The following is a 26,244-nucleotide window of genomic DNA, read 5'->3' on the forward strand; positions in this document are numbered from 1 at the left end:
ACGATGAAGCTTGGACTGGTTGGATATGGCCTTGGGGGGCGGGTGTTTCACGCGCCCTTCATTGAGGCCGCCGAGGGGGTCGAACTGGTGGGCGTCGTTGCGCGTTCGCCGGACAAGATCGCGGAACTTGCCCGCGACCTGCCCGGTGTCGCGGTGTTCCCCAGCCTGAGCGACATGATCGCGGCGGGCGGCATCGACATGGTGACCATCACCACCCCGCCCGAGACGCATAAACCGCTGGTGCTTGAGGCGATTGCCGCCGGTCTGCATGTGGTCTGTGACAAGCCGTTTGCGCCGAACTTGGCGGACTCGCTGGAAATGGTTGCGGCGGCCAAGGCCAAGGGCGTCTTGCTCAACGTGTTTCACAACCGCCGCTGGGACACCGATTTCCAGACGTTGAGAACCGTGATCGACGACGGCCACCTCGGCAAGGTTCAGCGCGCCTATAACCGCATGGACCTGAACGAACCGGACACCGTTGCCACGGGGCCCGGGGGCGGATTGCTGCGCGATTTGGGCAGTCACGTCCTTGATCAGATGCTGCTCTTGTTTGGCCCTGCCGTCGCGGTGGACGCGCAGATGAATTATGTCGATCTGCCCGAGGGTCGCACGGATGCAAGCTTTGCCGTTCATATCCAGCACGCATCGGGCACGCAGTCCTATTCCTCGGCGTCCAAGATCAATTTCTGCGAGGGTCGTGAATTCCGCATTTACGGCGACAAGGGGACATATGTGGCCAATGGTACCGATGTTCAGACGCGCCGCATCTTTGACGGCGACCACCCCAAGGATGATCCGGGTGGATGGGCCGTTGAACCCGAATACGCGTGGGGCACGCTGCATACCAAGGACGGCACGGTGACGATCCCCTCGGTACGATCCAACATCTCGGACCTCTACACGGCCTTTGCCGCCGCCGCGCGTTCGGGCGACATCGGCCCTGTCCCGCCCGTCGGCGCATTGCACACGATGCGGGTGCTGGACGCCGCGCGCGAGGCCGCTGAAACCGGTCACACCGTTGATATCACAGACTAACACGGGCCCCGCCCACCTATCCAAGAGACCAAGAGCATGATCCAATTCGGCACCAACCCCATCGCATGGGCCAATGACGACGACCAAACCATCGGGGCCAATATCCCGACCGCGCGCATTCTGGATGAGGCCGGTCGCCAGATCGGGTTCGACGGGATTGAGAACGGCCACCGCTGGCCCGAAGACCCTGTTGAGCTGCGCGAGATGTTGGGCAGCTATGGCCTAGCCTTCATCTCGGGGTGGTACTCGACCGAACTTTTGACCCGCTCGGTCGAGGACGAGATCAAGGCGTTCCAACCCCATCTGGCCAAGCTGCGCGAAAACGGGTGCAAGGTCTGTGTGACGTGCGAAACCTCGAACGCGATCCATTCGATGACGGACGTGCCGGTCAACGACAAGCCGTCCCTGTCACCCGAAGGCATGGCCGAATTCGGGGCCAAGATCGAAGAATTCGCCGCCTATATGGCGTCCCAAGGCATCCATTTGGCCTATCACCACCACATGGGAACGATTGTCGAAAGCGCCGAGGAAATCGATGCGTTTATGGCCGCGACCGGTCCGGCGACCAAGCTGCTGTTTGATGCGGGGCATTGTTTCTTTGGCGGCGGCGATCCGGCGACGGTTCTGGCGCGCCACATCGACCGCGTTGTCCATTTCCACGCGAAAAACGTGCGCCCCGAGGTGGCCAAGCGTGTGCGGGATGAGCGTCTGTCGTTCATTCAGGGCGTTCTGGCCGGTGCATTCACCGTGCCCGGTGACCAAGAGGGGGCCGTGGATTTCGCGCCTCTGCTGAAACAACTGGCCGATCATGGCTATGACGGCTGGATCGTCATTGAGGCCGAGCAAGACCCTGACGTGCGCAACCCGCTGCTCTATCAGACGCTTGGCCTTGCCACGTTGAAACGTCAGGCCCGCGAGGTCGGCCTGATCTAGGCCACAGGGCCGGCGGTGCCAGACGTGCGCCGCCGGTCATCCGGCAATCATGCTGACCCCGATCACGGCAACCGCCAACAACCAAACCGACAGCCCGCCCATCACGGCAAATGTCGGCCCGCAGGTGCGCAACAGTTTTCGCGGCGCACTACCAAGGCCAAGCGCCGCAACCGCCGTGATCAGCAACGCACCCGACACCGTGCGTGATGTGTCCGTCAGGGCGCTCGGCAGGGCCACGAACTGGTTCACCAGCATCAGCACCACAAACGCCACCACAAACCATGGCAGGTGGATGCGCCGCCCCGTCCCCGCCGCGCCGCCCGTGGGCACCATCAACAGGACCAAGGGCAACATCGACACCCGCGCCATTTTCGACAGGGTTGCGGTTTCGCCCGCCTCTTCGGACACGGAAAAGCCCGCGCCGATCACTTGGGCCACGTCATGGATGGATGCGCCTAGGATTAGCCCCTCCCGCGTGTGATCAAACCCCATCGCCCCAAGGATCAGCGGATAGAAAATCATCGCAATCGTCGACAGGGCGGTGGCGGACATGATGACGACCAATGTGTGATCCTCTTTGCCCTTGAAGGTCCGCGTGACCGAGGCAAGGGCCAGAGCCGCCGACGCCCCGCAAATCGCGACGGCCCCTGCGGCGATCACCGCGCGCGACCCGCCCCAGCCCATGGCGCGCCCGATCAACAGACCGATCAGAATGGTCGATCCACTGCCCAGAACCAGCACGACCAAAACGCCCGCCCCCAGATCGGCCAGAACGTCAAAGGACACCCGCAGCCCCATCAGGGCAACGCCCAGTTTCAAACCCGTGGACGCCATCACGCGGACCCCTTGGGCGATGCGGTCGTCCTCGGTCAGGAAGGACATCGCCATCCCCAGCAACAGCGCGAACAACATCACCGGCGCCTGATAGCGCGCCCCAATCGCATAGGCGGCCAAGCTGACCACAACCGCGACCGCGATGCCCGGCGCATAGGGATCAACCCGCTCGCGCAGACGGCGGGCCGTTGGGGGCACGTCGGCGGGTGTCATTCCTCGAGGCTTTCCAGATTGCGGATGACGATTTCGGTGCGGGTGATCTCCAGAACCCCCGCCGATTTCAACTTGTCCAGCGACTGTGTCACCCATTGCCGCGTGGCCCCGACCATCGCGGCGATCTGTTCATAGGTCAGGCTGCGGTCGATGACGATCGTGTCGCCCTCTTCGCGGCCATGGGCGTCGGCCAGAATGACCAGCAATTGGCGCAACCGTTCGGACACTGTCCGCGTGCCTAGCATCTGGATCAGCGCGCTATAGCTCTTGCCCTTGGCGACGAGGCCCTCGATCACGGCCAGCGCGACCTCGGGCACCTGTTGGACCAGCGTGCGCAGGCTACTGCCCGACAGGAACAACATCTGACAATCCTCCAGCGCATCGCCCGACCAGACATGCCGCCCCTTGCCAAAGACCTCGGGACCGCCGACGAAATGTCCTTGGCTCCAATAGGCCAGCGTAATCTCGCGCCCAGACGGGCCGGTGTAAAAGGTGCGCACGCGCCCCTCTTCGATGATCCAGACACCGGTGTGCGCGGCCCCTTGGTGAAAGATGCTCTCGCCCTTGGAAAAGGTGCAACGTTTGCCGTGTTTGCGCACGGTCTTGCGGTCCTCGTCCGACAGCGCGGCCAAAAACCCCGCGCCCTCATTCAGTTCAAGGAAATATTCGGACAGGTAGATCGCGCCGGGGCCGTCAAAATGCAGGTCGCTGTCGGTCATGATGGTCATTGTCGGGGCACCGTTGATAGGTAGGCGGCAATCGCCGCGATTTCATCGTCTTGGTCGGGCATCAGGGCGGCATGGGGCAGACATCCGTCGTGTGTGTCCCGCGCGCCGTCGCGGAAATCGCGCATCTGTTTTTCAAGGTATCCGGCGTGCTGGGACGTTAGGTGGGGCACGCCCAGATAATCCGCCGTGTCATCGTGACAGGTGCCACAGCCACGCGCGTCAAACGCGGCCTGACCGGTGGCGATATCGCCCTCGGGCACTGCGGGGGCTGGCGGGTCTTGGGTGGAAAACCATTCGACCACGACGGGGATTTCCTCGGGCAGGAGTTCGGACACAATCGCCACCATCTGTCCGCCGTCGTTATGGCGCGTACCGGCCAGAAAGGCGCGGATTTGCGCGTCGATATAGGTCGGGTCCTGCCCCGCGAGGTTGGGGAATTTCGCATTGGCCGAGACGCCGAACAACCCGTGACACAGGGCGCAGCGTTCATAGGGCGGATAGGCGGTCGCGTCGAAATCGGCCCGCGCTGTGACGCCGGTTGCGGCCCACAGGGCCAAGGCGATCAGACCCGCCCTAGGACCCATAGCCCAGCCGTTTCACCGGCGCGGTGACCTCGACCGTCTCACCATTGGCGAATTGCAGGGTCAGGGCGACCTCTTCCCCCTCGGTCAGGGGCGCGGCGGGATGCATCAGCATGATGTGCGTGCCGCCCTGTTCCAAGGTCACAGTCTGGCCCGCGCCGATCTCTAGCCCGTGCAGCACCGACATGGTGGCCACGCCGTTCTTCTCCTCGGAACTGTGCAGATGGGCCATGGCATAGCCGTCGGCCTGAACACCGATCAGGGTGCGGCTGCCCTGCCCCGTGTTGTGTAGCGTCAGATAGGCCGCATGCGTCATCACACCCGGCGGGGCCAAGGGCACGACGGCCTCTGTCGCGGTGATGTCTTGGGCCCAAAGGGCGGCGGGAAAACAGGCGGCCACAAGGCCCATCAGAACGTGTTTCATCACGATGCCTCACGCCGGTATTGGATTTGCAGCTGGCTCAGGAATTCGGCGGTTAGACCGGGATCGAACGGCGGCTGTAGCTTGGCGCGCAGGGTGCCATCGGGTGCGATCACGGACACGGATGAGCTGTGCTGCACCTCATAGTATCCATCCTCATCAGGGGCCATCAGGCGATAGAAACTGTCCGTCGCCTCAATCAAGGCATCAATGTCGGTGCGCGCGCCGGTAAAGCTCTGGAAATCGGGGTGAAAGAACTTGGCATAGGTGCTGATCAATTCGGCGTCGCGGTCGGGATCGACGGACAGGAACACCACCTTGGGCACGTTGTCGGGACGCACCCGCAGACCCATTTCGGCGATCGTGGCCTCAAGGTTGCCCATGGTAAACGGGCACACATCGGGGCAGGACAAAAAGCCGAACATCACGATGGTCCATTGATCCTGAAGCGTATCGGGATTGAACGTCTCACCAATCCCGTTTTCAAACGCAAAGGCGGGCAGTTCGACAGGTTCATCCAGTTTCACCCCCTGCACCTGTGCGGTGACGGGGGCGGCGGCGATCATCCAGAGCAGAAAGGCGACAAGCTGTTTCATGTGTTCTGGTTCTCGAATGCTTTGCGGCTTTCGGCCTTGATGATGTCGAGGCAGAATTGGCGCGCTTTGACGTATTCGGGGGTCGAGGCCATGTCGGTCGAGCGCGGACGCGGCAGATCGATGCGCACGTCCTCAATGATGCGCCCGGGGGCGGCGGACATGATCAGAACGCGGTCGGCAAGGAACACCGCCTCATCCACGTCATGGGTGACAAAGACCACGGTTGTGCCGAACTTGCGCCAGATCTCCAGCAGGCTTTCCTGCATCATCAGGCGGGTCTGGGCATCCAGCGCGCCAAACGGTTCATCCATCAGCAAGACCGACGGGTAATTGGCCAGTGCGCGGGCAATCCCCACCCGTTGCTGCATCCCGCCCGACAGTTCCGCCGGATAGCGATCCCCGAACTTCTTGAGCCCCACCAGTTCCAGAAACGTATTGGCGATAGAGCCCGATTCCGTGCGGCTGTGTCCTGCCATTTTGGGGCCAAAGGCGACGTTCTCATACACCGTCTTCCACGGCAGCAGCGAATACTGCTGAAACACCATCCCACGGTCGGGACCAGGTTTTTGAACGGTTTCGCCATCCACCGTCACCGCGCCCTCGGACGGTTTGACATATCCCGCGATGGCGTTCAGCAGGGTCGATTTCCCGCATCCCGACGGGCCAAGGATGCAGACGAATTCGCCCGCCTCGATCGTAACCTCGGTCTTGTCCACCGCCAGATGCGTATCCGCGCCCTTGCCGAACCGGATGACCACATCGTTGACGTCAATCCGGCCCTTGCCTTTGCCGGTGTCCTTGGTCGGGGATTTGAATTTCAGAACATCAAGCATTGCTGAGCGCTCCTTTGGGTTCGGCGGTCTGACGCGCGCGGCGCCATGCGAGGGTGAAAATCATCGCCACCAACAGGGCAAAACCGAAAATGGAAAACACGGGCCCAACCCGTTCGAGGGCAAGCGAGGACGACACCCCAAGGCCCAGCATCGCCAGACCGACGACCCATGTCGGCGTGGCGCAACAGACGACCCAGCTCATCGTGGCGTTGGTCATGGCGATCAACAACGCGCCCAATCCCGTGGCCGCGCGCATGGACCCCGATGCGGTGCGCGAACAGGTGTCCCCGCGCATCAATCCCAGACACAGGGCCATCATCGCCCCAAGGATGAACAGGACAAACAGGCGGGACGGGATGACGTTCAGCGACCATTCCGAAATGCCCGCGCCGTAGTCATAATTCATATGACCCACTTCCAGCAGCCACTCTTCCCAGATGATCGGGCCCATGTCCGACAAGGACGGGGTGGACCGGATGATGTGGATGACATTCCCGAACCAGTCATAGCCCGTCACGTAATTCGGCAGGGCCTGAAACCGGGCAATCAGCGCGACAAGCATGAACAGTTGAAACAGGGCCGCGACCAGAACACCGTTCAGGACCATCCGCGGCCAGCTCTGGCGGATCTCCGCCCCAATGACGCCCAGACCCCCCATCACCGCGTCCTCTTTTGCCACGCCAGCATCGGGCGGGTCATTAGACGCACAGCGGCGGTCGATCCGGTGCCAAGAAACCCGATCACCAACATGCCGACGACAATGTCCTGATAGTTGATCAGGCTATAGGCATCCCACGTGAAATAGCCGATCCCGTATTGGCCCGAGATGATCTCCCCCGCCAAGAGCGAGAACCAGCTGACCCCCATCCCGATGGCCAGACCTGCGGCGATGGACGGCAATGCCGCGGGAATAACGACCTGTGTGAACACGGCCGTGCGCGACGCCCCAAGGGACTGTGCGGCGCGCACCAGAACCTCGGGCGTTTGTTGCACCCCGTGCAGCGTGTTCAGAACAATGGGAAACAGCGCGCCCAGAAAGGTGATGTAGATGATCGAGCTTTCCTCGGTCGGCCACATCAAAATGGCCAACGGGATCCACGCAACCGCCGGAATGGGGCGCACGACCTCGATATAGGGCATGATAAACGCCCGCGCGATTTTGGACCGCCCCATCATCAATCCGATCCCGATGCCCAGCGCCGTCGAGATGGAAAAACTGATCAGGATTCGGCGCATCGACACGCCGATGTGGGTCCAGAAAATGCTGGTCTGGATATGACCGATAAAGGCCATAAACACCTTGGCAGGCGACGGGACATTTTCGAAATTGATAAAGAAATTCAGGTTGATCGCGGTCACGATATGCCAAAGCAAAACCCCGATCCCCAGAGATGCCGCGACGATCCCCAGATGTCCCCAATCCAAGGCCCGCAGGTGATGCGCCATCGTCGGGCGCGGGGGCGGTGTCATCGGGGGGCGCGGGGCCTCGGGCGCGGCTTTGGCGGCCTTGGGCGCAGGCGCGGCGGGTTTCACGGCGGTGGACATGGCGTGCCTCATCTTGGCTGGCGTGAACCGGGGCGCGGGTTGCGCGCGCCCCGGAGATTGGCATCAGAGAGGGTGATCAGCCTTCGACGACAAAGTCGGCGATCGCTTCGTCAAAGGTGATGACCGAGCCGCCATTGGCTGCGGCATAATCCTCGGCCTCGCCCTTGCGCAGGAAGGTGGCGTAGTCTTCGCCCGCTTTGACCCAGAACGCGGTCTTGCCGAACAGTTTCAGACCGGTTTCGATGTCGTAGACATAGGTGGCGTTCAGTTTCGCACCGGTGCCCTGCATCGCCGCAACAGCGGTCAGGAATTCGGGCATCGAGGGGTACGAGCTTACGCCATCACGCGCATGCCAGATTTCCATCGGCAGACCGGCGTTGGCCGTGGCGGGATCGACGATGGATGCCTTGTCGGCCTCATAGTCCAGCCCCATGTCGGCATAGGCGGTTTTGATGTAGTCCTCGGTGATCCATGCGTCGAAATCCAGCGGCGGGATCGCCTTTTCCTTGACCAGAACGCCGTGGTTAAACTTGAGCGCGTCAACCCATGTGTCCTTGATGGTCGGTTCCAGCGTCAGGTGACCGCCTTCGGAGAAGTAGAGATACAGAACCTCTTTTTCCACGCCGGTCCAGCCTTCCATCTCGGTCACGGCACGCATCGGGTCCTCACGGATCCAATCACCGGCCTCGATCACGGCCTTCAGGAAGGCGTTGACCACCTCGGGGTATTCTTCGGCAAAGTCCTGACGGACCACAACGCCGTGCAGGTACGGAACGCCGGTTTCCGAGCCGTCATAGATTTTGCGGCCCGTACCACGGAATTCCATGATTTCCGACCAAGGGCAGAAATCCGAGTGCGCGTCGATCTTACCGGCCGCGATATTGGCGGCGCCCACAGCGGGGCTTTGGTTTTTCAGGGCGTATTCGGCGGTCGGGATATCGTTGTCCTGCATCGCCTTCAGCAGCATCCCCCATGCGGCCGAGCCGACGGGCGTGGACACGTCTTTGCCCTTGAGCTGATCAATCGAATAGATGTCGCTCTCGACCGGAACAACAATCGCGTTGCCCGAGCCCTTTAGGTTATAGCCCGTACCCGCGACATAGATCGAACGCAGGCTGTCGGTTTCCTGAAACTTGGCGCCGTTCACGATCAGCGGGTAATCCCCCATTACCCCGATGTTCAACTTGTTCGCCAGCATCTGGTTGGTGATCGGACCGCCCGAGCTGTAGTCGGCCCAGACGACGTCATATTCGGCGTCAGCATATTTGCCTTCGGTCGGCAGATACTTTTCCAAAAGACCCAGTTCCTTGATCACGATACCTGCGGTGTAGGTGTCGGTGCACATGGACTGGTGTCCCACTGCGACGGTGATTTTTTCTGCGAACGCCGCTGAGGCCAGCGGCATCAGCGCGCTTGCCAGTACGGCGGTTTTTAGTAGTTGCTTCATAGCTCTTCTCCTGTCGGTTCGGGCGATTAGCTGTGTGACCCAAAGACAGTATCCCGCCTGAAAACCGCCCCTGTAAAAGGTCGTGACACAGGAAAAGGTGCAGATTCTCGACATGCGTAAAATTTGCGCGGCTTTCGGGGGGAATGTGTAAGTCCGCGCCATGATCCAGATCAAAAACCACCCGAATCGGATGATTTTTTATTATTTATTTTCAATGGCTTATGTGGTTTTTGCTGGACGCAAAATTGTCCCCCCGGCGAAATCCCAGGGAGACAATTCAAACTTTGTCACGGCCGGTTGAACGGCGTTCAGGCGGCGATACGGTCCATCGCCCAGCGCACGTTTTTACGCACATCAGGGTCGGTATCGTCGGCGTATTTTTCGAGGAATGGCAGCGTCTCTTTGACGGCCAGCTCGCCTAGAACGGCGGCGCATTCCTTGCGCAGATTGGGCACAGGAATGTCCATCATCGGCGCGATTTGCAGTGCCGCCTCGGTCGCGCCAAGCTTGCCCAGCGAGCGGACAGATTTCAGGCGCACCTGCCAGAAATCATCGTCCAGAACCGCGCGCAATGCGGGGATGCTGGAGGCATCACCGGATTTGGCAAGGGTCTCCGCCCCGGCCTCACGCACCATCCATTCGGGATCTTTCAACGCGGCCATGAGGGCCGTGCGCGCCGCATCCGATTTGGAAAAGCCCAGCGCGGCCACGGCGGTGCGCCGCACCTGTGTGTCGGGATCGGTCGCGGCCTTTTGCAAGGCGTCCAAAGACGTCTCATCCTGAAGCCAGCCGATAACGCCGACCGCCTGCATCCGCACGGCGGGCGCCGCATGCGACAGGGCCGCGATTGCGGGTTCCATCGCCTCGGGGCGGCGCAATTCCTTGATCCCCGCCAAGAGCGCGGTCAGACGGATTTCGTCCTGATCACCCAAATGGGGCAGGATCGCGTCGCCCGCTTCGGGCAGCTTCAACTCGGTCAGACTGATCGCTGCGGCCTCAATCACGGCCATATCGGTATCAGACAATGCCTGAACCAGCGCGGCCGCCGTTTCCGGACCGTCAAAATCGGTCAGGGCCTGCGCCGCCTGTTTGCGCACGCCCGCGTCGGGGTCCGCAATCGCGCGGGCCAGATAGGGGATCGCGGCGGGATCGGCGCTATCGGCCAGATCAATCACCGCCATGATGCGGGCACCGGCGGACGGGTCATCCAACCCCTCGGCCAGATCCGCGATATCGTCGAATTCTTCGAAAAGCGCACTCATACCGGCCTCACTTCAACAGATAGGGCAGATTGACGGTGACAGCGCCGGTGGGGCAGTCGGCCTCACACGGCATGCAATACCAGCATTCGTCGTATTTCATATACGCGGTTTTACTACCGTCCGCGGCCTCGGCGATGCGCAGGACGTCCAAGGGACAGACGTCGACGCAGACGGTACAGCCCTTGTCGGCGATGCACAGGTCATCGTTGACGGTGACGGGAACAGTTGTGGCGGTTTGGGCCAAAGGCATTTTGCGGCTCCGTTCTTATTCTGCTGCGACCGAGGGTTCGACGCGCTGTTTGTAGTAGGCGTCCTTTTCGTCCTCGGCGATTTCGACGACATAGGGTTTCACGTCCTGTTTGCGGTGGGCGGGTTTACCGTCCTCGCCTTTGGTCAGGATCGTGTGGCAGAACCAGTTCTCGTCGTCGCGTTCGTATTCGACGCGGTTGTGGTACAGGCCCCAGCGGCTCTCGGTCCGGTAAAGGGACGCGGCGGCGGCCATGTCGGCGCAATCAAGGATGGTCGAGGCCTCTAGCGCGCGCATCAATTCATGGCTGTCGCGGACATACATGCCCTGCTCCATGTCCTCGCGGACCTCTTCGAACCGTTTCTGGGCCAGCTCCATTTTGGCGGTGACCTTGGGCGGCTGCAGATAGTCGTTCACCAGACGGCGGGTTTTGTATTCGATCTGGTTGGGCGGAATGCCATCATCGCGCTTGGTCGGGGCCATTACGCGGGTGCGTTCGGCATCCACCGTGCCCATGTCGAAATCGGCAAAGTCCACATCCGCGATGAAATCGGCGGCATCCATGCCCGCAAAGGCCCCGTTGGTAAAGGCGCCCAGCATGTAGTTATGCGGCACGTTCGCCATGTCGCCCGCCGCATAGAGGCCGGGAATGGTGGTGCGCGCATGTTCGTCGACGAATACCCCGCTGGCCGAGTGGCCGGAACAGAACCCGATTTCCGAGATATGCATCTCGATCATCTGCTTGCGGTAATCGGTGCCGCGACCGGCGTGGAAATGACCACGGGTCGGACGTTCGACGATATGCAAAACGCGTTCGATCTCGGCAACGGTTTCTTCGGCAAGGTGGTTCAGCTTGAGGTAAACCGGACCTTTGCCGCCCTGCAGTTCGTCATAGAATTCCTGCATCATCTGACCCGACCAATAGTCGCATTCGATGAACCGCTCGCCCTTGGCGTTGGCGGTATAGCCGCCCATGGGACCGGCCACATAGGCACAGGCGGGACCGTTATAGTCCTTGATCAGCGGGTTGATCTGATAGCATTCGAGGTTCGCTAGACCCGCGCCTGCGTGATACGCCATCGCGTACCCCTCGCCCGAGTTCGAGGCGTTTTCATAGGTGCCGTAGAGATAGCCACTGGTCGGTAGGCCCAGACGCCCCGCCGCCCCAAGACCCATGATGACCGCCTTTGCGCGCACGACCAGAAACTCGGCCGTGCGGGTATTGACGCAGACCGCACCGGCAACACGGCCCTCGCCGGTCAACAGGCGGGTCGCCATATAGCGGTTGATGATGTTGATGCGCGCCTTGCGCAATTGGCGATACAGCGCCTTTTTCACCGTGTCCCCGTTGGGCATCGGCAGAACATAGGTCCCGATGTGGTGGACCTTTTTGACGTCATATTCGCCGTTCTGGTCCTTTTGGAACCGGATGCCGAAATCGTCGAGTTCGCGGATGATGCCATAGCATTCTTCGGCATAGCGCAGGACGGCTGCCTGATCGCAGATGCCGTCGTTGGCGATGGTGATTTCCTTGGTGTATTGTTCGGGCGTGGCATAACCCGGAATGACCGAGTTGTTCAGCCCGTCCATCCCCATCGAGATCGCACCGGACCGTTTGACGTTGGCCTTGTCCAACAAAACGACATTGGCCTTGGGGTTCTTTTTCTTGGCCTTTAGCGCGGCCATGGGGCCCGCGGTTCCCCCACCGATCACAAGGATATCGCAATCGATCTGTGTCAAACCGTCTAATATTTCGTCCATCGCTCGACTCCCATCTGGCTGCTGAATCTCAGTCTGTGCTGCGGCGCAGCAGACCAATGTCAATTAATTGTCGTGGCTCTCAGAAAGTTCGCGCAGATAGGGAAACGGGTAGATCGCCCTATCGTTGCCGTCCGAGAATTGGATGTTCACGCCGTTCGACCCGACCTGCACCAAGGCGGTGATCATCAGGTCTGCGGCGACGTCCACATCGCCCGTCGTTGCCCGTTGATATACAGACCCCGCATCGCGCGCGGCACGGCGCAACGTGGCCGCCGACAGCGTGCTCTGGCCCCCATCGGACCATTCTACGGTCAGGTGGGCCTGTGCGGTGTCGGTCGAAAGGGCGGTGATCATGGCGGGCTCCGTTGGTTGCTGGGTCGATCCAACCAAGGGGGCGAAAATGCCGATAGCAATTAATTGACGGACAGGGTGCGCTGCACTGCGGCAAGCAGACAGAAACGCGAACAAGGAGCCCTTTATGACCTATGTTGTCACCGAGAACTGTATCGCCTGCAAATACACCGATTGTGTGGATGTCTGCCCCGTGGATTGCTTTTACGAAGGCGAGAACATGTTGGTGATCCATCCCGATGAATGCATTGATTGCGGCGTGTGCGAACCCGAATGCCCCGCCGATGCGATCCGTGCGGACACCGAGGACAACATGCAGGAATGGGTCGAATTCAACCGCAAATATTCCGAAGCCTGGCCGGTGATTCTGTCGGCCAAGGATCCCCTACCCGAGGCGGATGAGATGGACGGCAAGTCGGATAAACTGACCACCGCCTTTTCCGAATCCCCCGCCATCCAAGCGGCATAAGGCGGAGCGCGACCATGACAGCCACCGCCAAAATCATGCCCGACGCCCAGACCGTCACCACGGTCAAGCATTGGACCGACAGCCTGTTTTCATTCCGCGTGACGCGCCCGCAATCCTTGCGGTTCCGGTCGGGGGAATTCGTGATGATCGGATTGCTCAAGGAGGACGGCAAACCACTGTTGCGCGCCTATTCGATCGCCAGCCCCTCGTGGGACGATGAGTTGGAGTTCTATTCGATCAAAGTGCAGGACGGCCCCCTGACCTCGCGCCTGCAAAAGATTACGGCGGGCGATCAGATCATCCTGCGCCCCAAACCGGTGGGAACGCTGGTTCTGGATGCGCTCTTGCCCGGAAAACGGTTGTGGATGATTTGCACGGGCACAGGCATTGCACCCTTTGCCGCGTTGCTGCGCGATCCCGAAACATGGGAGGCCTATGATCAGGTCATCGTCGCGCACACCTGCCGCACGCGCGATGAACTGCAATACGGGGCCGAAATCGTCGCCGCCCTGCCCGAAGATCCGCTGATCGGGGAGTTGGTTGGGGATAAGCTCCACTATTACCCGACCACGACCCGTGACCCCTCACCGATTGAGGGCCGGATCAGCGACCATATCCGCGACGGGCGCGTGTTTGACGCCCTTGGCCTGCCGGTCTGGAATGCGGATGAGGACCGCGTGATGGTCTGCGGGAACATGGCGTTGAACAAGGACATCATGGCCCTGTGTGCCGATCACGGGTTGCAAGAGGGCGCGAATTCCGACCCCAAGCATTTCGTCGTCGAAAAGGCGTTTATTGACTAAGCCACAGCTCGGCCAGTTCAGAGATATCGGACTGGCCGAACCGTACGCTGGTCGGGGTGATGAACGCAGGCGTGCCAAGCACCTGCAGGGCAATCGCCACATCGCGGTTATAGTCGATCCGCGCGGTGATTTCGGGCGCGTCCATCATCGCCGAAACCGCGTCGTAATCCACATCCGCCACCTTGGCGACCCGCGCAAAGACACCACCGTTCAACGCGCCCTTTACCTGCCACAACTGATCATGCACCCGTTCATAGGCCGCATCGCCCGCCACCATCCGCGTGGCCAGCGCAAAGCGTGCCGCGCGCTCGGATCCCGGCGACAGGATCGGCAAATGGCGCATCTCGATCCGCAAATCCGGCTGTTCGGCGGTCAGCGCCTTTAGGCCCGGATGCATCGCCTTGCAGGGCGCGCATTTGTAATCGAAAAACTCAACCACACGCACCGACGCATCCGCCGCGCCCATGCCGTGAACGGGCGGATCGGTGAACAGGTCGGGAAAGCCCGCGATGGTGCCCGCGACCGCCGCCTCGGCCTCTTTCGCGGCCAGCCGTTCAAGCGCCTCAAGAATGATTTCGGGGTTGTTCAGGATATAATCTCGCACGCGGGCGTCGAATTCGTCGACCTCGGCCGCTGCGCCGGTCGCAATTCCCATGGCGGCCACTGCCGCGCCGATCCAATGTCGCATGATGTTCGTCCCCGCGTTGCCTGCCCCAATCAAACCGCGCCCTGTTCACGCGGCACAAGCCGCCGCCCCACGCCAATCATCACACCCGCTTGAGATGCGCAAAATTCCGGCATTTTCCCCGCAGATGCCGGTTTCGCGGACATTGACCCGTCGCATCGGGCCGTTAGGCTGCGTGTGTTGAGCTAAGGGTTTTTAGGAGGTCAGACATGGTAGATATCACAGGCAGATGCGAATGCGGCAAAGTCCGGTTTTCCGTCGACGGCGCGCGCGACACGGTCACCGTGTGCCATTGCAGCCAATGCCGCCGCAACAGCGGCCACCTCTGGGCCTCGACCCAAGCGCCGTTTGACGCGGTGACGTTTGAAACGGATGAGGGCCTGACGTGGTTCGCGTCCTCGGCTTGGGCCAAGCGCGGGTTCTGCAGCGGCTGTGGTAGCACCCTGTTCTACCGTCTGAACGACGAAGACGGGATCGCCATCGCCGCCGGCTGTATCGACGATGCCAGCGCCCTGAAGGTCAGCAAACATATCTTTGTCGGCTCCAAGGGGCCCTATTACGAAATCGCCGACGGCCTACCCCAAATCGAGACGTTCTAAGGGACGAACCGATTCTCAGGCGCGGGGTGATTGTCCCGCGCCATCGCACAACCTCAGGGCATTCAGGACGGCACCGCCCCCCGTTGATGCGAATAAAAACACCGTCATGCCCCCACGGCGCCGGTTCGGAACAACGTTCCACATATTCACAAAACGCAAAACGTCGATTGGACCGCGCCGCATATGGGGCGAATTGCGGTTTGCGCGCGATCACGCCCGCGTGAGGTCGCGATCTTGATCCAAATCCGTCCCGTCCCCAAAACAAGGTCAAACGGATTAAGGATATTCACATGTTTGAATCTCTCGGCTTTGAAAACCTGACCGCGCCACAGGCGGCGGTGTGGTTTGGTGCCCTTTTGGGCCTCGCGTTCGGTGTTCTGGCGGAACTCAGCCGCTTTTGCTTTCGCCAATCGGTGATCGGCACGGGCGAAACGCGCAGCAACGCGCGCGGCACGTGGGCCATCGCCTTGGCCGTGGCAATCGTCGGCACACAGGCCGCCGTCTGGGCCGGTCTGGTGGATTTCGGCGATCATCGCCTGTTGACCGCCGACATTCCGGTGGTCTCCCTGATCGTGGGCGGCGTCCTGTTCGGGGTCGGTATGGTTCTGACCCGCGGCTGTGCCTCGCGCCTGTTGGTGCTGGGGGCAAGCGGCAACCTGCGCGCCCTGATCGTCATGGGCGTGTTTGCCGTGGTAGCGCATGCCGCGCTCAAGGGCGTTCTGGCCCCTGTGCGCCTGTGGCTGGGTTCGGCCACTGTTCCGGCGGCAAGCGGCGATCTGGCCGCCCTGCCCGGCGGTGCGGCGGTCTGGGGTGGTCTGTTGGTTCTGGCGGCCCTGTGGGTTGCGGTATCAAACCGTGCACGCCCCAGCCTGTTGATCGCAGGCGCGTTAATCGGCGCGCTGGTCCCACTGGGTTGGGTCGGGACGGGCTTTGTCCTTTATGACGACTTTGACCCCATTGCGCTGGAAACCCTGTCGTTCACCGCGCCCGTTGCCGACACCCTGTTCTGGGGGATCGCGTCGACCTCGATCTCGGCCAAGTTCGGCACGGGTCTGATCGGTGGCGTTCTGGCCGGTGCGTTCCTGTCGTCCCTGATCGGGCGCCGGTTCACCCTCGTCAGCTTCGAGAGCCCCGCGCAAACCCGTCGCTATGTCCTTGGTGGGGCGTTGATGGGCGCGGGCGGCGTGTTCGCGGGCGGCTGCACCATCGGGGCGGGCCTGTCGGGCATTCCGACCCTTGGCGTGTCGGGCCTGATCGCGCTGGCGGCCATTGCGGGGGGCGCGATTGTCGCCAACCGCGCCCTTGGGGTCATTCCATCGCGCGCCGTATCCGGTGCAGCCCAAGCCACACCCCAAGCACAACAAGCGGCGTAAGGATCGCCGTCATCATCCCCTTGGACAGGTCCAGCGCGCTGGCCACGGGATAGGCCATATAGGCCACAAGGTTGAGGGCATAGTAGCTGATCGCGACGACACTCAGGCCCTCAACCGTGCGCTGAAGTTGCAGTTGCAGGTCCGCGCGCCGGTCCATGCTTTCCAACAAGGCCTGGTTCTGGGCGGATCGGGACACATCCACCTGTGTCCGCAGCAATTCGCCCGCCCGCGTCGCGCGCATGGTCATGTCGTTCAACCGCCGCTCGGTCGCCTTGACCGTCCGCATCGCGGGATCAAAGCGGCGCATCATGAACTCGCGAAAGGTCTGACGTCCGCCAAACCGTTCCTCGCGCAGAACCTCGATCCGCTGATGCACGATCGCCTCATAGGCCCCCGTCGCGGAAAAGCGGAACGTGCCCTCGGTCAGCATGTTTTCCAACTCGGCCGAAATGCCCAACAACCCGTGCAACGTGTCCTCTGGGTTATGGCCCGGGCTGTTCAGGCTGCGCACCAGTTCGGACAGATCGGCGTCGATTTCGCCCATCCGCCCCGACAGGGTTTGCGAGCGCGGCAGACCCAGCATCGACATGGTTTTGTACATCTCGATTTCGGTCATACGCTGAACAATGCGGCCCACACGGCGCGCGCCGATCTCGGGACGGGCAAACAGGGCAAAGCGCAGGTGCCCCGCGCTATCGATGCGGAAATCGGTCGCCATCACCGCGCTGCGATCAAGGACGTGCGAACAGGCAAGGCTCTCGGGGACGAACCAATCGGCCATCTTGTCCTTGACCAAGGTCTCATCGCCCTCCCACAGCTCAACCCGGATCAGGGCCGAGGTGATGCGCACACCCGGCACCTCTTGTAGCCAGTCCTCGGGGAACACATCGAACGCCGCCGGATCGAACGGGCGCGCGGCCACGCCTTGGGAAAAGATCGTGTAGGTCACGAACTCCGTGTGGCTTTCCCATTTGATTTTGTGCCGCCCCAGATCGCCGAAATAATGCGTGGCACCGGGTTTGGGGTGCTGTGCCCCGAACCGGTCCAAGAGGTTCAACAGATGCGCGCGGTCCAAGGCCCGATCACGGTTGGCCGCGTCCTTGGGCTGTTTGATCGCCAGAAAAGCCGCATGACACGGCACCGTCAGCGCAGGGAACGGACGGGCATGCAGTTCATTGGCCAATTGATAGCGCAACGGGTGGTCTTGGATGTCGCTCATGTCGGGACCTTTGGGTGATTTGAACCTTGGTAGCCGAATTCGCGCGATGATCCAAAAGAAAAATTCAACGATTATATGGGGTTAGCTGCATACCATTGTGCACGAAGCGACCAGATCTGCAAAGTTCGTGACCACGTCCCCGCCCAAAGGCCCGAAATGAAAAACGCCCCGACACAGGGCGGGGCGTTTCAAACAGACAGGCAAAGGTGATCAAATCACTGAATTTTAACGACCTTCACCCAACGGTCCTTGGACCCCGTTGTCCATTTCTCCTCGACGATCAGGTTGTATTTGCCGAACACAACGGTCTTGTCGAAGGTTTCCGAGTCCGACGGGGTGTTCACCCGCGAGAGGTAGGTCTTACCGCCCTTCTGGGTTTGCTTGTAGTTGTAGACACCGTTGTATTTCGGGTTGCCGTTATAACGGTGTGCGCAGGTGCCGATCACCTGTTCACAGTTGAAGGGGGTATAGCGGACCGTGAAGCCGGAATAGCGGCGACGCTCCAGATGCCCTTCCTCGTTATAGTAGAGCTTGTAGTTGAAGTTATCGCCGACGATCTTGCGTTCGAGGACGTGGAACTTGCCCTTTTTGCCGATGTAGGTGTCCACCCATTCGTCACCGTCATAGGCCTCATAATAGATTTTCGTACCCACCGGCATCTGGCCGAATTGAACACCGAGGCTCTGTGCCGCCGCCATGACGGGGGCCAGAGCCAACACCAGCCCCAAAAGAAGTTTTTTCATTACGCTAATCCCAATTCCATTTCTCAACCCTAGGGTGACAAATCTGTGATCGGGATAAAAGGGTGAAGGGGCCTGATTGGCAAACTTGGTGACGCAAATGTAACTTGCACGACACTTAATTTTGAGCGCGCGCACCGAACAGTGCGGGCAAAAGAAAAACCCCGCACACTGGCGGGGTTTTCCGTGTCTATCGAGACGAAGATCAGGAGATCTTGGTCAGCAGATCGTCCAGCGACTTTTTCGCGTCGCCATAGAACATGCGGGTGTTCTCTTTGTAGAACAGCGGGTTTTCGATGCCCGAGTAACCGGTACCTTGGCCACGCTTGGACACGAACACCTGTTTCGCCTTCCACACTTCGAGAACCGGCATACCCGCGATGGGGCTGTTGGGGTCCTCTTGTGCGGCGGGGTTCACGATGTCGTTCGAGCCGATGACGATCACGACGTCCGTATCGGGGAAGTCGTCGTTGATCTCTTCCATCTCCAGCACGATGTCGTAAGGCACTTTGGCCTCGGCCAGCAGCACGTTCATGTGGCCCGGCAGACGACCCGCAACGGGGTGGATCGCAAAGCGGATGTTCTTGCCTTTGGCGCGCAGACGGCGGGTCAGTTCCGCCACGTTCTGCTGTGCCTGAGCAACCGCCATACCGTAACCCGGTACGATCACGACGCTGTCGGCCTCGTCCAGAGCGTTGGCAACACCGTCGGCGTCGATTGCGATCTGCTCACCCTCGACTTCCATCGCGGGACCGGAGGTGCCACCAAAGCCGCCAAGGATCACCGAGATGAACGAACGGTTCATCGCCTTACACATGATGTAGGACAGGATCGCACCCGACGAACCCACCAGAGCACCAACCACGATCAACAGGTCGTTGCCCAGCGAGAAACCAATCGCCGCAGCCGCCCAGCCCGAGTAGCTGTTCAGCATCGACACAACCACCGGCATGTCAGCGCCGCCGATGCCCATGATCAGGTGATAGCCGATGAACAGAGCAAACAGCGTCATCAGGAACAGCGGGAAGAACCCACCGGTGTTGAAGTACCAGATCAGACACAGCACCGACAGAACCGCCGCGCCCGCGTTCAGCATGTGACCGCCAGGCAGCTTGGTTGCCTTGGAGTTCACTTTGCCCGCCAGCTTGCCATAGGCGATGACCGAACCGGTAAAGGTCACGGCACCGATGAACACGCCAAGGAACAGTTCGACTTTGAGGATCGCCAGTTCAACCGAGGACTTGTGCGCCACCAGATCGGCGAATGCACCCTCGGCCCCACCGTTGGCCACAGCGGCCATGGTGAAATGCGCGTTATAGCCCACAAACACAGCCGCCAGACCGACCAGCGAGTGCATCGCGGCGACCAGTTCGGGCATTTGCGTCATCTGGACCTTGTTGGCCAGAACATAGCCGATCGCGCCGCCGCCAGCGATCAGGATGATCGACAGCCACCACAGACCCGAGCCCGGGCCGATCAGCGTTGCCAGCACCGCCAAGGCCATACCCGCGATGCCATACCAAACAGCGCGTTTCGCGCTTTCCTGACCGGACAGACCGCCCAGAGACAGGATGAACAGAACAGCCGCAACCACGTATGCGGCAATGGTAAATCCGAATTCCATTGTCCTGACCCCTTACGATTTCTGGAACATGGCGAGCATGCGCCGAGTAACAAGGAAGCCGCCAAAGATGTTGATGCCCGCCATAAAGACAGACAGCGCGGCCAGAAGGATCACGATGAACGAGCTCGACCCGATTTGCATCACGGCGCCCAGAATAATGATCGACGAAATCGCGTTGGTCACAGCCATCAGCGGCGTGTGCAGCGAGTGCGACACGTTCCAGATCACCTGGAAGCCGATGAAGACGGACAGAACGAACACGATAAAGTGCTGCATAAAGCTGGCCGGAGCAACAAGGCCCACACCCAGCAACAGAACGGCACCAACAACCAGCAAGGTCACTTGCTGTTTGGTCTGTGCCTTGAACGCCGCAACTTCGTTCGCACGAATTTCTTCGGGCGTCAGTTCCTTGGGCTTTTCTTTGGTCTGGGCCGCGATAGCCGCCACTTTGGGCGGGGGCGGCGGGAAGGTGATCTCACCCTCATAGGTGACCGTAGCACCACGGATGACGTCGTCTTCCATGTTGTGGTTGATCTGACCGTCTTTCTCGGGGGTCAGGTCGGTCATCATGTGACGGATGTTGGTCGCATAGAGCGACGACGACTGCGACGCCATGCGCGACGGGAAGTCGGTGTAGCCAACAATCGTCACGCCGTTCGGGGTCACGATTTTCTCGTCCTTGACGGTCAGCTTACAGTTGCCGCCCTTTTCGGCCGCAAGGTCAACAATGACCGAGCCCGGCTTCATGGCCTGCACCATGTCCTCGGTCCACAGTTCCGGCGCTTCGCGGTTGGGGATCAGGGCCGTGGTGATCACGATGTCCACTTCGGGCGCCAGTTCGCGGAACTTGGCCAGCTGGGCCTCGCGGAACTCGGGGCTGGACACAGAGGCGTAACCGCCGGTCGCTGCACCGTCCTGCTGTTCTTCTTCGAAGTCCAGATAGACGAATTCGGCGCCCATGGATTCGACCTGTTCTGCCACTTCGGGGCGCACGTCGAACGCATAGGTGATCGCACCCAGCGAGGTCGAGGTCCCGATGGCGGCGAGACCGGCCACACCGGCACCCACGACCAGAACCTTGGCGGGGGGCACTTTACCAGCAGCAGTCACCTGACCGGTGAAGAAGCGGCCAAAGTTGTTACCGGCCTCGATCACCGCACGGTAACCGGCGATGTTTGCCATGGACGACAGGGCGTCCATCTTCTGGGCGCGCGAGATACGCGGGACCATTTCCATGGCGATGACGTTTGCACCGCTGGCCTTGGCCTTTTCCATGCCCTCTTCGTTCCCGCCGGGATTGAAGAACGAAATCAGCGTCTGGCCCTTGCGCAGGCGCTTCATCTCGGTGTCGTTGGGCTGACGGACTTTGGCGACGATGTCGCACTCTTTCCACAGCGCGGCAGCGGTCTTGATGATTTCCACACCAGCAGCTTCGTACAGCGCGTCGGCAAAACCGGCGTTCACACCGGCCCCGCTCTCGATCGCGCACTCATACCCCAGCTTTTGCAGCTGAAGGGCAGACTCAGGGGTCATCGCGACGCGCGCTTCCCCTTCGTAAATTTCCTTCGGTGCCCCGATTTTCACGATTTCGTTTCCCTCTCTCTCGGCCCGCATATCTTCCCACTACGGGCGCGGACGTCATATCACTGAGCAATATTATTTCACAAGAACCCGCAAGACATTTCCAAATGGTGCAATGTCGCAGCCCCTACCAATGCCTATACCCATCTTCGGACCCGACCGGCGTATTCGGCATATCCCGTCTTGAATAGGTCTTTGTTCTTTTCCTCCTCAGGCAGGATGAACCTGCGTTGTATCACTGCCATGAACAGCGGAACCAGAAAAAGAGCCAGAACCGCATCCCATTTCAAGGCAAAACCGGTCAGAACCAACACATCCCCCAGATAGATGGGGTTGCGGGTCAGACCGAAAATACCCCCTGTTAACAGGGTGTTGGGCGTGTCGCGCGGGATCGGCGACGTGCGGGCGCGAAAAAATGCAAAAAGCGCCGCAAAGATGATGACCAGACCGGCACCAATAAGGAAAACACCTATCCACCGCAGAACGACGCCAACCTCGGGACCCGGCAGAACCGTCCCGATGATCCACGTCAGGCACAGCGCCCCAAACAGCCAAACGGGAGGCATATCAATCCAGTCTCGCAGGCTACGGTATGGCATTGTGAATTTTTCCCCTTTGACCAAAGTCTGATGCCAATTGCATATCGGTATGGCGTGTTTTGCACGCAATCACCGCCCCCAAAACAGTTCGTGAGCAGGATCGCGGCCCAAGTTACGCACATTTCGCACCAAAGGACGACAGATGTCTCAGAAAATCCGCATTCGTCCCGGACGCCCCCGTGATGCGGCGGCCTGTCTGGCGATTTTTCGCGCTGCGGTGCATGTCACGGCGGCGGCGACCTATACCAAAGAGGAACGCGACGCATGGGCCCCCGATGGCCCCCTGCCCGGCTGGTCCGAACGTCTGTTGGCGGGCACCTGTCTGGTCGCCACGACGTGGTGGGGGCGCCCCGTTGGGTTCATGACCATGGGGCGCGACGGACATATTGATTTCGCCTATGTACATCCTGACTACACCGGTCGCGGCGTGGCCAGCACCCTGTATCATCGCATCGAGAATATCGCGCAGGAACAGGGCATTAGCACACTTACAACCCAAAGCAGCCTCTCCGCCCTGTCCTTTTTTACGCGCCACGGCTGGACCCGCGAGGCACGCCAGAGCGTGATCCGTCACGGCGTAGCCCTGACCAACTACCGGATGTCCAAAAACCTGCGATAATTGAGCAACGGTGAACACTGTCCAATTTTTTTCACATTTTAAACACTTCCCGACCTAAAGTAGACAAAACCCCGCCTCATTCAAAAATTATAAACTAAAGGTGAGGCAACATATCCGCAGGCATAGCGCGACCACCACCGCGCGCCGTGGATTCGGGTAGACGGGCAGTACAGGTACATGGCGAATTACGACCTACGGTTTTACGACTACAATCCGGTTGGGGTGATTCCGACAGGAACGAACGATACGTTCACGTGGAATGGTCCCGAAAACCCGACGGGGACCGCATCCGTCACGGACGACGGCGTCGGCGCAGACGGCTACACGCTTGATGATAACATCCGCGACGAAAATGCCGTTGCAGACGTATCCATCAACGGTGTGACCTCTTCAGGGGCCGCCGTTGAAGCAGAACGCGCATGGTCCCTTTATGATCCGGTCACTGGTCAGACGTTTGAGGTTATCGAGTTTGAGGTCAACGGCGGTGCCGCCGGTGGCAGCTATACCGTTTCCGAAATCCCTCTTGTCCCCGGTCGTGAATATACCGTTGTGGACTATGACACCTCGCCGAACTTCAGTGCGGGCGAGGCGACATTCTCGGCACAGGACTATGAATCCGCAGACAACATCGTCAGCGGCGACGACACCGCCAACACGATCAACGCCTCGTACACCGGCGACCCCGACGGCGATCAGGTCGATGGCGGCTTTGGCACCGGTGCGGATGGCATGGGCGACGTAATCGACGCCGGTGGCGGCAATGACACCATTGCCGCAGGCGCGGGCGACGACCTGATCTATGGCGGAACGGGTGCCGATAGCATCTCGGGCGGCGGTGGCAATGACACCATCCTCGGCGATCAGGACCTGACCACGACGACCGAGTCGTTGAACTGGAGCGCACAGGGCGGCGACGAGGCGGACCTTGCCTCTGGCTTTACCCAGACCACCGGCGACATGAATGTCTCCGTGTCCTTTGCCAGCGACGGCAATAACGCCCCCACCTATCAGGTCGAAACCAGCGACGCGAACTACACCACTGGCGAAGATCCCTTTGCCACGAACTCAAGCGTTGAGCTGTTCGGTACAGGCGACGGCGCGACCTCGACCACGACGATTGATTTCTCGGCCGCCAACGGATCGGTCGGCGATGAGGTGACCGATGTCACCTTCCGCATCAACGACATCGACATGTCAGCGGGCAACCACATCGACCAACTGACCGTCACCGCCTATGACGCCGAAGGGAACGAGGTTCCCGTCACGCTCAGCACGACGGGCAATGACACGATCAACGGCAACACGGTCACGGCTGGCAACACGCTGGACACCTCTGCGGATGCGAACGGTTCGGTTCTGGTCGACATCGCGGGACCGGTTGCGCGGATCGAAATCAGCTACTCGAACGTCGAAACCAACATCACGGCGGCGGGCACCCACGGCGTCACCGTCACCGACATCTATTTCGACACCATGGCCGTGGGTGAGGCCGACACGATCGACGGCGGCGCAGGCAATGACCTGATCGACGCGGGCGATGGCGACGACCTGATCCAGTTCACCGACGGGTTCGGCAATGACACGGTCACGGGCGGCGAGACCGGCGAAAGTATCGGCGACATTCTGGATTTCTCCGCGCTCAGCGCGCCCGTCGATGGCGTCTACACCGGCGATGAGGCCGGCACCTTTACCAGCGGCACCAACTCGGTCGAGTTCAGCGAAATCGAGAACGCCATCCTGACCAGCGGCAATGACACGCTCGACGCATCGGCCAGCAATAGCGCGATTGGCATTGATGCCGGTGCGGGTGACGACAGTATCACGGGCGGTGCGGGCGACGATTATGTGATCGGCGGCACGGGCGATGATACGCTGACCGGCGGCGACGGCGCAAACTATCTGGAAGGCGGCGCAGGGGACGACACATTTGTCGCGGGCACCGGCGCGGACACGTTCGACGGCGGCTCTGGTCAGGACAACATCGACTACTCGGCCTCAAGTGGCGCGGTGAACGTCGAACTGGGTGCCTTCGGGAACGGCACCGCCGCCCTTAGCGGTGGCGACGCTGAAAATGACTCGGTCGCGGGCGGCGTGGATGGTGTTATCGGCTCGGCCTTTGACGACACGCTGATCGGTCACGACTTTTCAGGCACCGGCCCTGACGCCTATACCAACGAAATCTTTGGCGGCGACGGCAACGACTATATCGACGGCGCGGGCGCGGCGGATAGCCTTGCGGGTGATGCGGGCAACGACACGATCATTGGCGGCACCGGCGCGGATACAATCGACGGCGGCACGGGCGATGACACGATTTACGTGGCCCAAGGCGACACCGTCACCGGCGGCGACGGCGATGATACCTTCCTGCTGACCGACCTGAATGAGGCGGGTAGCGGCAACATCACCATCACCGGTGGCGAAGGTAGCGAGAGCGCGGGCGACACGCTGGATTTCCAAGGCCTGATCGGCTTTAAGGATATCACCTATACCAACACCGATGACGCGAACGGCGGGAACTCCGGTTTCGCGACCATGGCCGACGGCTCGGTCGTGAACTTTTCGGAAATCGAAAACGTCATCATCTGTTTCACTGCAGGCACCCGCGTTCTGACCCCGCAGGGTCAGCGCGATGTGGCCGACCTGCGCCCGGGCGATCCGGTTCTGACCGCCGACAATGGCGTGCAATCGGTCCGTTGGGTCGGGCGTCGCACGGTTCCGGCCATCGGCAACCTTGCCCCTGTGCGCATTGGCGCGGGTCTGTTCGGGAATGAACGTGAATTGCTGGTCTCGCCCCAGCACCGGATGCTGTTGACGGGTTGGCGCGCGCAACTCTTGTTCGGTGAGAGCGAGGTCCTGTCACCCGCAACCCATCTGGTCGATGACAGTCAGATCATCCGCCAAACGGGGGGTGAGGTGACCTATGTGCATATTGCATTCGACCGGCATGAAATCGTCTTTGCCGAAGGCGCGCCGAGCGAGAGCTTCCACCCCGGTCACGTGGGTCTGAAGGGGATCCTTGATCCCTGCCGCGAAGAGCTGTTCCGCATCTTCCCCGAGCTGCGCAGCAACATCGGCGCCTTTGGCCCGACGACGCGCCGCAGCCTGAAAAAGCATGAGGTTCACGCGCTGCGCGCTGCGTGAAC

Annotated in this window: 27 protein-coding genes; 8 read left to right on the forward strand and 19 right to left on the reverse strand. The window is 60.8% G+C overall.

Annotated features, from left to right (window positions below; genetic code table 11):
• Nucleotides 1-3: 3 nt before the first annotated feature.
• Together R1W00_RS01770 and iolE are read left to right on the forward strand one after the other, a co-directional pair.
• A complete protein-coding gene (locus R1W00_RS01770; protein ID WP_317260994.1) occupies nucleotides 4-1,035 on the forward strand; it encodes a Gfo/Idh/MocA family oxidoreductase in 1,032 nt (343 codons plus the stop codon).
• A gap of 36 nt (nucleotides 1,036-1,071) precedes the next feature.
• A complete protein-coding gene (gene iolE, locus R1W00_RS01775) occupies nucleotides 1,072-1,968 on the forward strand; it encodes a myo-inosose-2 dehydratase (RefSeq protein WP_317260995.1) in 897 nt (298 codons plus the stop codon).
• A 36-nt stretch (nucleotides 1,969-2,004) separates the two neighbouring features.
• Here iolE and R1W00_RS01780 read toward each other — a convergent pair whose 3' ends face one another.
• The 13 genes from R1W00_RS01780 to R1W00_RS01840 all read right to left on the reverse strand — a co-directional run bounded on the left by R1W00_RS01780 (nucleotide 2,005) and on the right by R1W00_RS01840 (nucleotide 12,790).
• Nucleotides 2,005-3,015, reverse strand: coding sequence for a YeiH family protein (locus R1W00_RS01780; protein WP_317260996.1), 1,011 nt, complete (start codon nucleotides 3,013-3,015; stop codon nucleotides 2,005-2,007).
• A complete protein-coding gene (locus tag R1W00_RS01785) occupies nucleotides 3,012-3,743 on the reverse strand; it encodes a Crp/Fnr family transcriptional regulator (RefSeq protein WP_317260997.1) in 732 nt (243 codons plus the stop codon). The genes R1W00_RS01780 and R1W00_RS01785 overlap by 4 nt, the downstream gene beginning before the upstream one ends.
• A complete protein-coding gene (locus R1W00_RS01790; RefSeq protein WP_317260998.1) occupies nucleotides 3,740-4,327 on the reverse strand; it encodes a c-type cytochrome in 588 nt (195 codons plus the stop codon). Before R1W00_RS01790 ends, R1W00_RS01785 begins: the two co-directional genes overlap by 4 nt.
• Complete coding sequence (locus R1W00_RS01795) at nucleotides 4,317-4,748, reverse strand: copper chaperone PCu(A)C (protein ID WP_317260999.1); 432 nt, start codon at nucleotides 4,746-4,748, stop codon at nucleotides 4,317-4,319. The genes R1W00_RS01790 and R1W00_RS01795 overlap by 11 nt, the downstream gene beginning before the upstream one ends.
• A complete protein-coding gene (locus tag R1W00_RS01800) occupies nucleotides 4,748-5,341 on the reverse strand; it encodes an SCO family protein (protein ID WP_317261000.1) in 594 nt (197 codons plus the stop codon). Before R1W00_RS01800 ends, R1W00_RS01795 begins: the two co-directional genes overlap by 1 nt.
• Complete coding sequence (locus R1W00_RS01805) at nucleotides 5,338-6,174, reverse strand: ABC transporter ATP-binding protein (protein WP_317261001.1); 837 nt, start codon at nucleotides 6,172-6,174, stop codon at nucleotides 5,338-5,340. The genes R1W00_RS01800 and R1W00_RS01805 overlap by 4 nt, the downstream gene beginning before the upstream one ends.
• A complete protein-coding gene (locus R1W00_RS01810; RefSeq protein ID WP_317261002.1) occupies nucleotides 6,167-6,832 on the reverse strand; it encodes a hypothetical protein in 666 nt (221 codons plus the stop codon). Before R1W00_RS01810 ends, R1W00_RS01805 begins: the two co-directional genes overlap by 8 nt.
• Nucleotides 6,832-7,719, reverse strand: a complete 888-nt coding sequence (locus R1W00_RS01815; protein ID WP_317261003.1) for an ABC transporter permease — start codon at nucleotides 7,717-7,719, stop codon at nucleotides 6,832-6,834. The genes R1W00_RS01810 and R1W00_RS01815 overlap by 1 nt, the downstream gene beginning before the upstream one ends.
• A 76-nt stretch (nucleotides 7,720-7,795) precedes the next feature.
• The gene (locus tag R1W00_RS01820; protein WP_317261004.1) at nucleotides 7,796-9,166 is read right to left on the reverse strand and encodes an ABC transporter substrate-binding protein; all 1,371 of its coding nucleotides are present in this window, start codon (nucleotides 9,164-9,166) and stop codon (nucleotides 7,796-7,798) included.
• A gap of 308 nt (nucleotides 9,167-9,474) precedes the next feature.
• Nucleotides 9,475-10,428, reverse strand: a complete 954-nt coding sequence (locus R1W00_RS01825; RefSeq protein WP_317261005.1) for a HEAT repeat domain-containing protein — start codon at nucleotides 10,426-10,428, stop codon at nucleotides 9,475-9,477.
• A 7-nt stretch (nucleotides 10,429-10,435) separates the two neighbouring features.
• Nucleotides 10,436-10,678, reverse strand: coding sequence for a ferredoxin family protein (locus R1W00_RS01830; protein ID WP_317261006.1), 243 nt, complete (start codon nucleotides 10,676-10,678; stop codon nucleotides 10,436-10,438).
• A gap of 15 nt (nucleotides 10,679-10,693) precedes the next feature.
• On the reverse strand, nucleotides 10,694-12,436 hold the full coding sequence (locus tag R1W00_RS01835; protein ID WP_317261007.1) for a fumarate reductase/succinate dehydrogenase flavoprotein subunit: 1,743 nt from the start codon (nucleotides 12,434-12,436) through the stop codon (nucleotides 10,694-10,696).
• 63 nt (nucleotides 12,437-12,499) lie between these two features.
• A complete protein-coding gene (locus R1W00_RS01840) occupies nucleotides 12,500-12,790 on the reverse strand; it encodes a DUF971 domain-containing protein (protein WP_317261008.1) in 291 nt (96 codons plus the stop codon).
• Between the two features lie 124 nt (nucleotides 12,791-12,914).
• Between R1W00_RS01840 and fdxA the strand changes: the two genes are divergently transcribed.
• Together fdxA and R1W00_RS01850 are read left to right on the forward strand one after the other, a co-directional pair.
• Nucleotides 12,915-13,256 (forward strand): ferredoxin FdxA, encoded by a 342-nt coding sequence (gene fdxA, locus R1W00_RS01845; RefSeq protein ID WP_317261009.1) that lies wholly within the window; start codon nucleotides 12,915-12,917, stop codon nucleotides 13,254-13,256.
• 14 nt (nucleotides 13,257-13,270) lie between these two features.
• Nucleotides 13,271-14,059, forward strand: coding sequence for a ferredoxin--NADP reductase (locus R1W00_RS01850; RefSeq protein ID WP_317261010.1), 789 nt, complete (start codon nucleotides 13,271-13,273; stop codon nucleotides 14,057-14,059).
• On the opposite strand, the gene R1W00_RS01855 is transcribed toward R1W00_RS01850, so the two are convergent.
• A complete protein-coding gene (locus R1W00_RS01855; protein ID WP_317261011.1) occupies nucleotides 14,049-14,747 on the reverse strand; it encodes a DsbA family protein in 699 nt (232 codons plus the stop codon). The genes R1W00_RS01850 and R1W00_RS01855 overlap by 11 nt on opposite strands.
• 206 nt (nucleotides 14,748-14,953) lie before the next feature.
• Here R1W00_RS01855 and R1W00_RS01860 point away from each other — a divergent pair, with 206 nt between their 5' ends.
• Entirely contained in the window at nucleotides 14,954-15,343 is a 390-nt protein-coding gene (locus R1W00_RS01860) for a GFA family protein (RefSeq protein ID WP_317261012.1), read from the forward strand.
• A 290-nt stretch (nucleotides 15,344-15,633) separates the two neighbouring features.
• Complete coding sequence (locus tag R1W00_RS01865; RefSeq protein WP_317261013.1) at nucleotides 15,634-16,716, forward strand: YeeE/YedE family protein; 1,083 nt, start codon at nucleotides 15,634-15,636, stop codon at nucleotides 16,714-16,716.
• Here R1W00_RS01865 and R1W00_RS01870 read toward each other — a convergent pair.
• From R1W00_RS01870 to R1W00_RS01890, 5 genes are all read right to left on the reverse strand, one after another.
• Entirely contained in the window at nucleotides 16,652-17,935 is a 1,284-nt protein-coding gene (locus R1W00_RS01870) for a DUF3422 domain-containing protein (RefSeq protein ID WP_317261014.1), read from the reverse strand. The two genes, R1W00_RS01865 and R1W00_RS01870, sit on opposite strands and share 65 nt — an antisense overlap.
• Nucleotides 17,936-18,150: 215 nt before the next feature.
• Complete coding sequence (locus R1W00_RS01875) at nucleotides 18,151-18,678, reverse strand: hypothetical protein (RefSeq protein WP_317261015.1); 528 nt, start codon at nucleotides 18,676-18,678, stop codon at nucleotides 18,151-18,153.
• A gap of 202 nt (nucleotides 18,679-18,880) precedes the next feature.
• Nucleotides 18,881-20,299, reverse strand: coding sequence for an NAD(P)(+) transhydrogenase (Re/Si-specific) subunit beta (locus tag R1W00_RS01880; RefSeq protein ID WP_317261016.1), 1,419 nt, complete (start codon nucleotides 20,297-20,299; stop codon nucleotides 18,881-18,883).
• Nucleotides 20,300-20,311: 12 nt separating this feature from the next.
• On the reverse strand, nucleotides 20,312-21,883 hold the full coding sequence (locus R1W00_RS01885; protein WP_317261017.1) for a Re/Si-specific NAD(P)(+) transhydrogenase subunit alpha: 1,572 nt from the start codon (nucleotides 21,881-21,883) through the stop codon (nucleotides 20,312-20,314).
• Between the two features lie 134 nt (nucleotides 21,884-22,017).
• Nucleotides 22,018-22,479 (reverse strand): isoprenylcysteine carboxylmethyltransferase family protein, encoded by a 462-nt coding sequence (locus tag R1W00_RS01890; RefSeq protein ID WP_317261018.1) that lies wholly within the window; start codon nucleotides 22,477-22,479, stop codon nucleotides 22,018-22,020.
• Nucleotides 22,480-22,621: 142 nt separating this feature from the next.
• On the opposite strand from R1W00_RS01890, the gene R1W00_RS01895 reads away from it, so the two are divergent.
• Together R1W00_RS01895 and R1W00_RS01900 are read left to right on the forward strand one after the other, a co-directional pair.
• Entirely contained in the window at nucleotides 22,622-23,098 is a 477-nt protein-coding gene (locus tag R1W00_RS01895) for a GNAT family N-acetyltransferase (protein WP_317261019.1), read from the forward strand.
• Nucleotides 23,099-23,275: 177 nt separating this feature from the next.
• Nucleotides 23,276-26,242: a Hint domain-containing protein gene (locus R1W00_RS01900; RefSeq protein WP_317261020.1), complete on the forward strand. Its 2,967-nt coding sequence runs from the start codon at nucleotides 23,276-23,278 to the stop codon at nucleotides 26,240-26,242.
• The last annotated feature ends 2 nt before the right edge of the window (nucleotides 26,243-26,244 follow it).

Source organism: Rhodovulum sp. FJ3, assembly GCF_032918305.1.
Taxonomy (GTDB): Bacteria; Pseudomonadota; Alphaproteobacteria; order Rhodobacterales; family Rhodobacteraceae; genus SAT37.

What these genes read in the sequence shown, in the direction of transcription:
- R1W00_RS01770 (WP_317260994.1), top strand. Translation starts at nt 4, where the DNA reads ATGAAGCTTGGACTGGTTGGATATGGCCTTGGGGGGCGGGTGTTTCAC.
- iolE (WP_317260995.1), top strand. Translation starts at nt 1,072, where the DNA reads ATGATCCAATTCGGCACCAACCCCATCGCATGGGCCAATGACGACGAC.
- R1W00_RS01780 (WP_317260996.1), bottom strand. Translation starts at nt 3,015, where the DNA reads ATGACACCCGCCGACGTGCCCCCAACGGCCCGCCGTCTGCGCGAGCGG.
- R1W00_RS01785 (WP_317260997.1), bottom strand. Translation starts at nt 3,743, where the DNA reads ATGACCATCATGACCGACAGCGACCTGCATTTTGACGGCCCCGGCGCG.
- R1W00_RS01790 (WP_317260998.1), bottom strand. Translation starts at nt 4,327, where the DNA reads ATGGGTCCTAGGGCGGGTCTGATCGCCTTGGCCCTGTGGGCCGCAACC.
- R1W00_RS01795 (WP_317260999.1), bottom strand. Translation starts at nt 4,748, where the DNA reads ATGAAACACGTTCTGATGGGCCTTGTGGCCGCCTGTTTTCCCGCCGCC.
- R1W00_RS01800 (WP_317261000.1), bottom strand. Translation starts at nt 5,341, where the DNA reads ATGAAACAGCTTGTCGCCTTTCTGCTCTGGATGATCGCCGCCGCCCCC.
- R1W00_RS01805 (WP_317261001.1), bottom strand. Translation starts at nt 6,174, where the DNA reads ATGCTTGATGTTCTGAAATTCAAATCCCCGACCAAGGACACCGGCAAA.
- R1W00_RS01810 (WP_317261002.1), bottom strand. Translation starts at nt 6,832, where the DNA reads ATGGGGGGTCTGGGCGTCATTGGGGCGGAGATCCGCCAGAGCTGGCCG.
- R1W00_RS01815 (WP_317261003.1), bottom strand. Translation starts at nt 7,719, where the DNA reads ATGTCCACCGCCGTGAAACCCGCCGCGCCTGCGCCCAAGGCCGCCAAA.
- R1W00_RS01820 (WP_317261004.1), bottom strand. Translation starts at nt 9,166, where the DNA reads ATGAAGCAACTACTAAAAACCGCCGTACTGGCAAGCGCGCTGATGCCG.
- R1W00_RS01825 (WP_317261005.1), bottom strand. Translation starts at nt 10,428, where the DNA reads ATGAGTGCGCTTTTCGAAGAATTCGACGATATCGCGGATCTGGCCGAG.
- R1W00_RS01830 (WP_317261006.1), bottom strand. Translation starts at nt 10,678, where the DNA reads ATGCCTTTGGCCCAAACCGCCACAACTGTTCCCGTCACCGTCAACGAT.
- R1W00_RS01835 (WP_317261007.1), bottom strand. Translation starts at nt 12,436, where the DNA reads ATGGACGAAATATTAGACGGTTTGACACAGATCGATTGCGATATCCTT.
- R1W00_RS01840 (WP_317261008.1), bottom strand. Translation starts at nt 12,790, where the DNA reads ATGATCACCGCCCTTTCGACCGACACCGCACAGGCCCACCTGACCGTA.
- fdxA (WP_317261009.1), top strand. Translation starts at nt 12,915, where the DNA reads ATGACCTATGTTGTCACCGAGAACTGTATCGCCTGCAAATACACCGAT.
- R1W00_RS01850 (WP_317261010.1), top strand. Translation starts at nt 13,271, where the DNA reads ATGACAGCCACCGCCAAAATCATGCCCGACGCCCAGACCGTCACCACG.
- R1W00_RS01855 (WP_317261011.1), bottom strand. Translation starts at nt 14,747, where the DNA reads ATGCGACATTGGATCGGCGCGGCAGTGGCCGCCATGGGAATTGCGACC.
- R1W00_RS01860 (WP_317261012.1), top strand. Translation starts at nt 14,954, where the DNA reads ATGGTAGATATCACAGGCAGATGCGAATGCGGCAAAGTCCGGTTTTCC.
- R1W00_RS01865 (WP_317261013.1), top strand. Translation starts at nt 15,634, where the DNA reads ATGTTTGAATCTCTCGGCTTTGAAAACCTGACCGCGCCACAGGCGGCG.
- R1W00_RS01870 (WP_317261014.1), bottom strand. Translation starts at nt 17,935, where the DNA reads ATGAGCGACATCCAAGACCACCCGTTGCGCTATCAATTGGCCAATGAA.
- R1W00_RS01875 (WP_317261015.1), bottom strand. Translation starts at nt 18,678, where the DNA reads ATGAAAAAACTTCTTTTGGGGCTGGTGTTGGCTCTGGCCCCCGTCATG.
- R1W00_RS01880 (WP_317261016.1), bottom strand. Translation starts at nt 20,299, where the DNA reads ATGGAATTCGGATTTACCATTGCCGCATACGTGGTTGCGGCTGTTCTG.
- R1W00_RS01890 (WP_317261018.1), bottom strand. Translation starts at nt 22,479, where the DNA reads ATGCCATACCGTAGCCTGCGAGACTGGATTGATATGCCTCCCGTTTGG.
- R1W00_RS01895 (WP_317261019.1), top strand. Translation starts at nt 22,622, where the DNA reads ATGTCTCAGAAAATCCGCATTCGTCCCGGACGCCCCCGTGATGCGGCG.
- R1W00_RS01900 (WP_317261020.1), top strand. Translation starts at nt 23,276, where the DNA reads ATGGCGAATTACGACCTACGGTTTTACGACTACAATCCGGTTGGGGTG.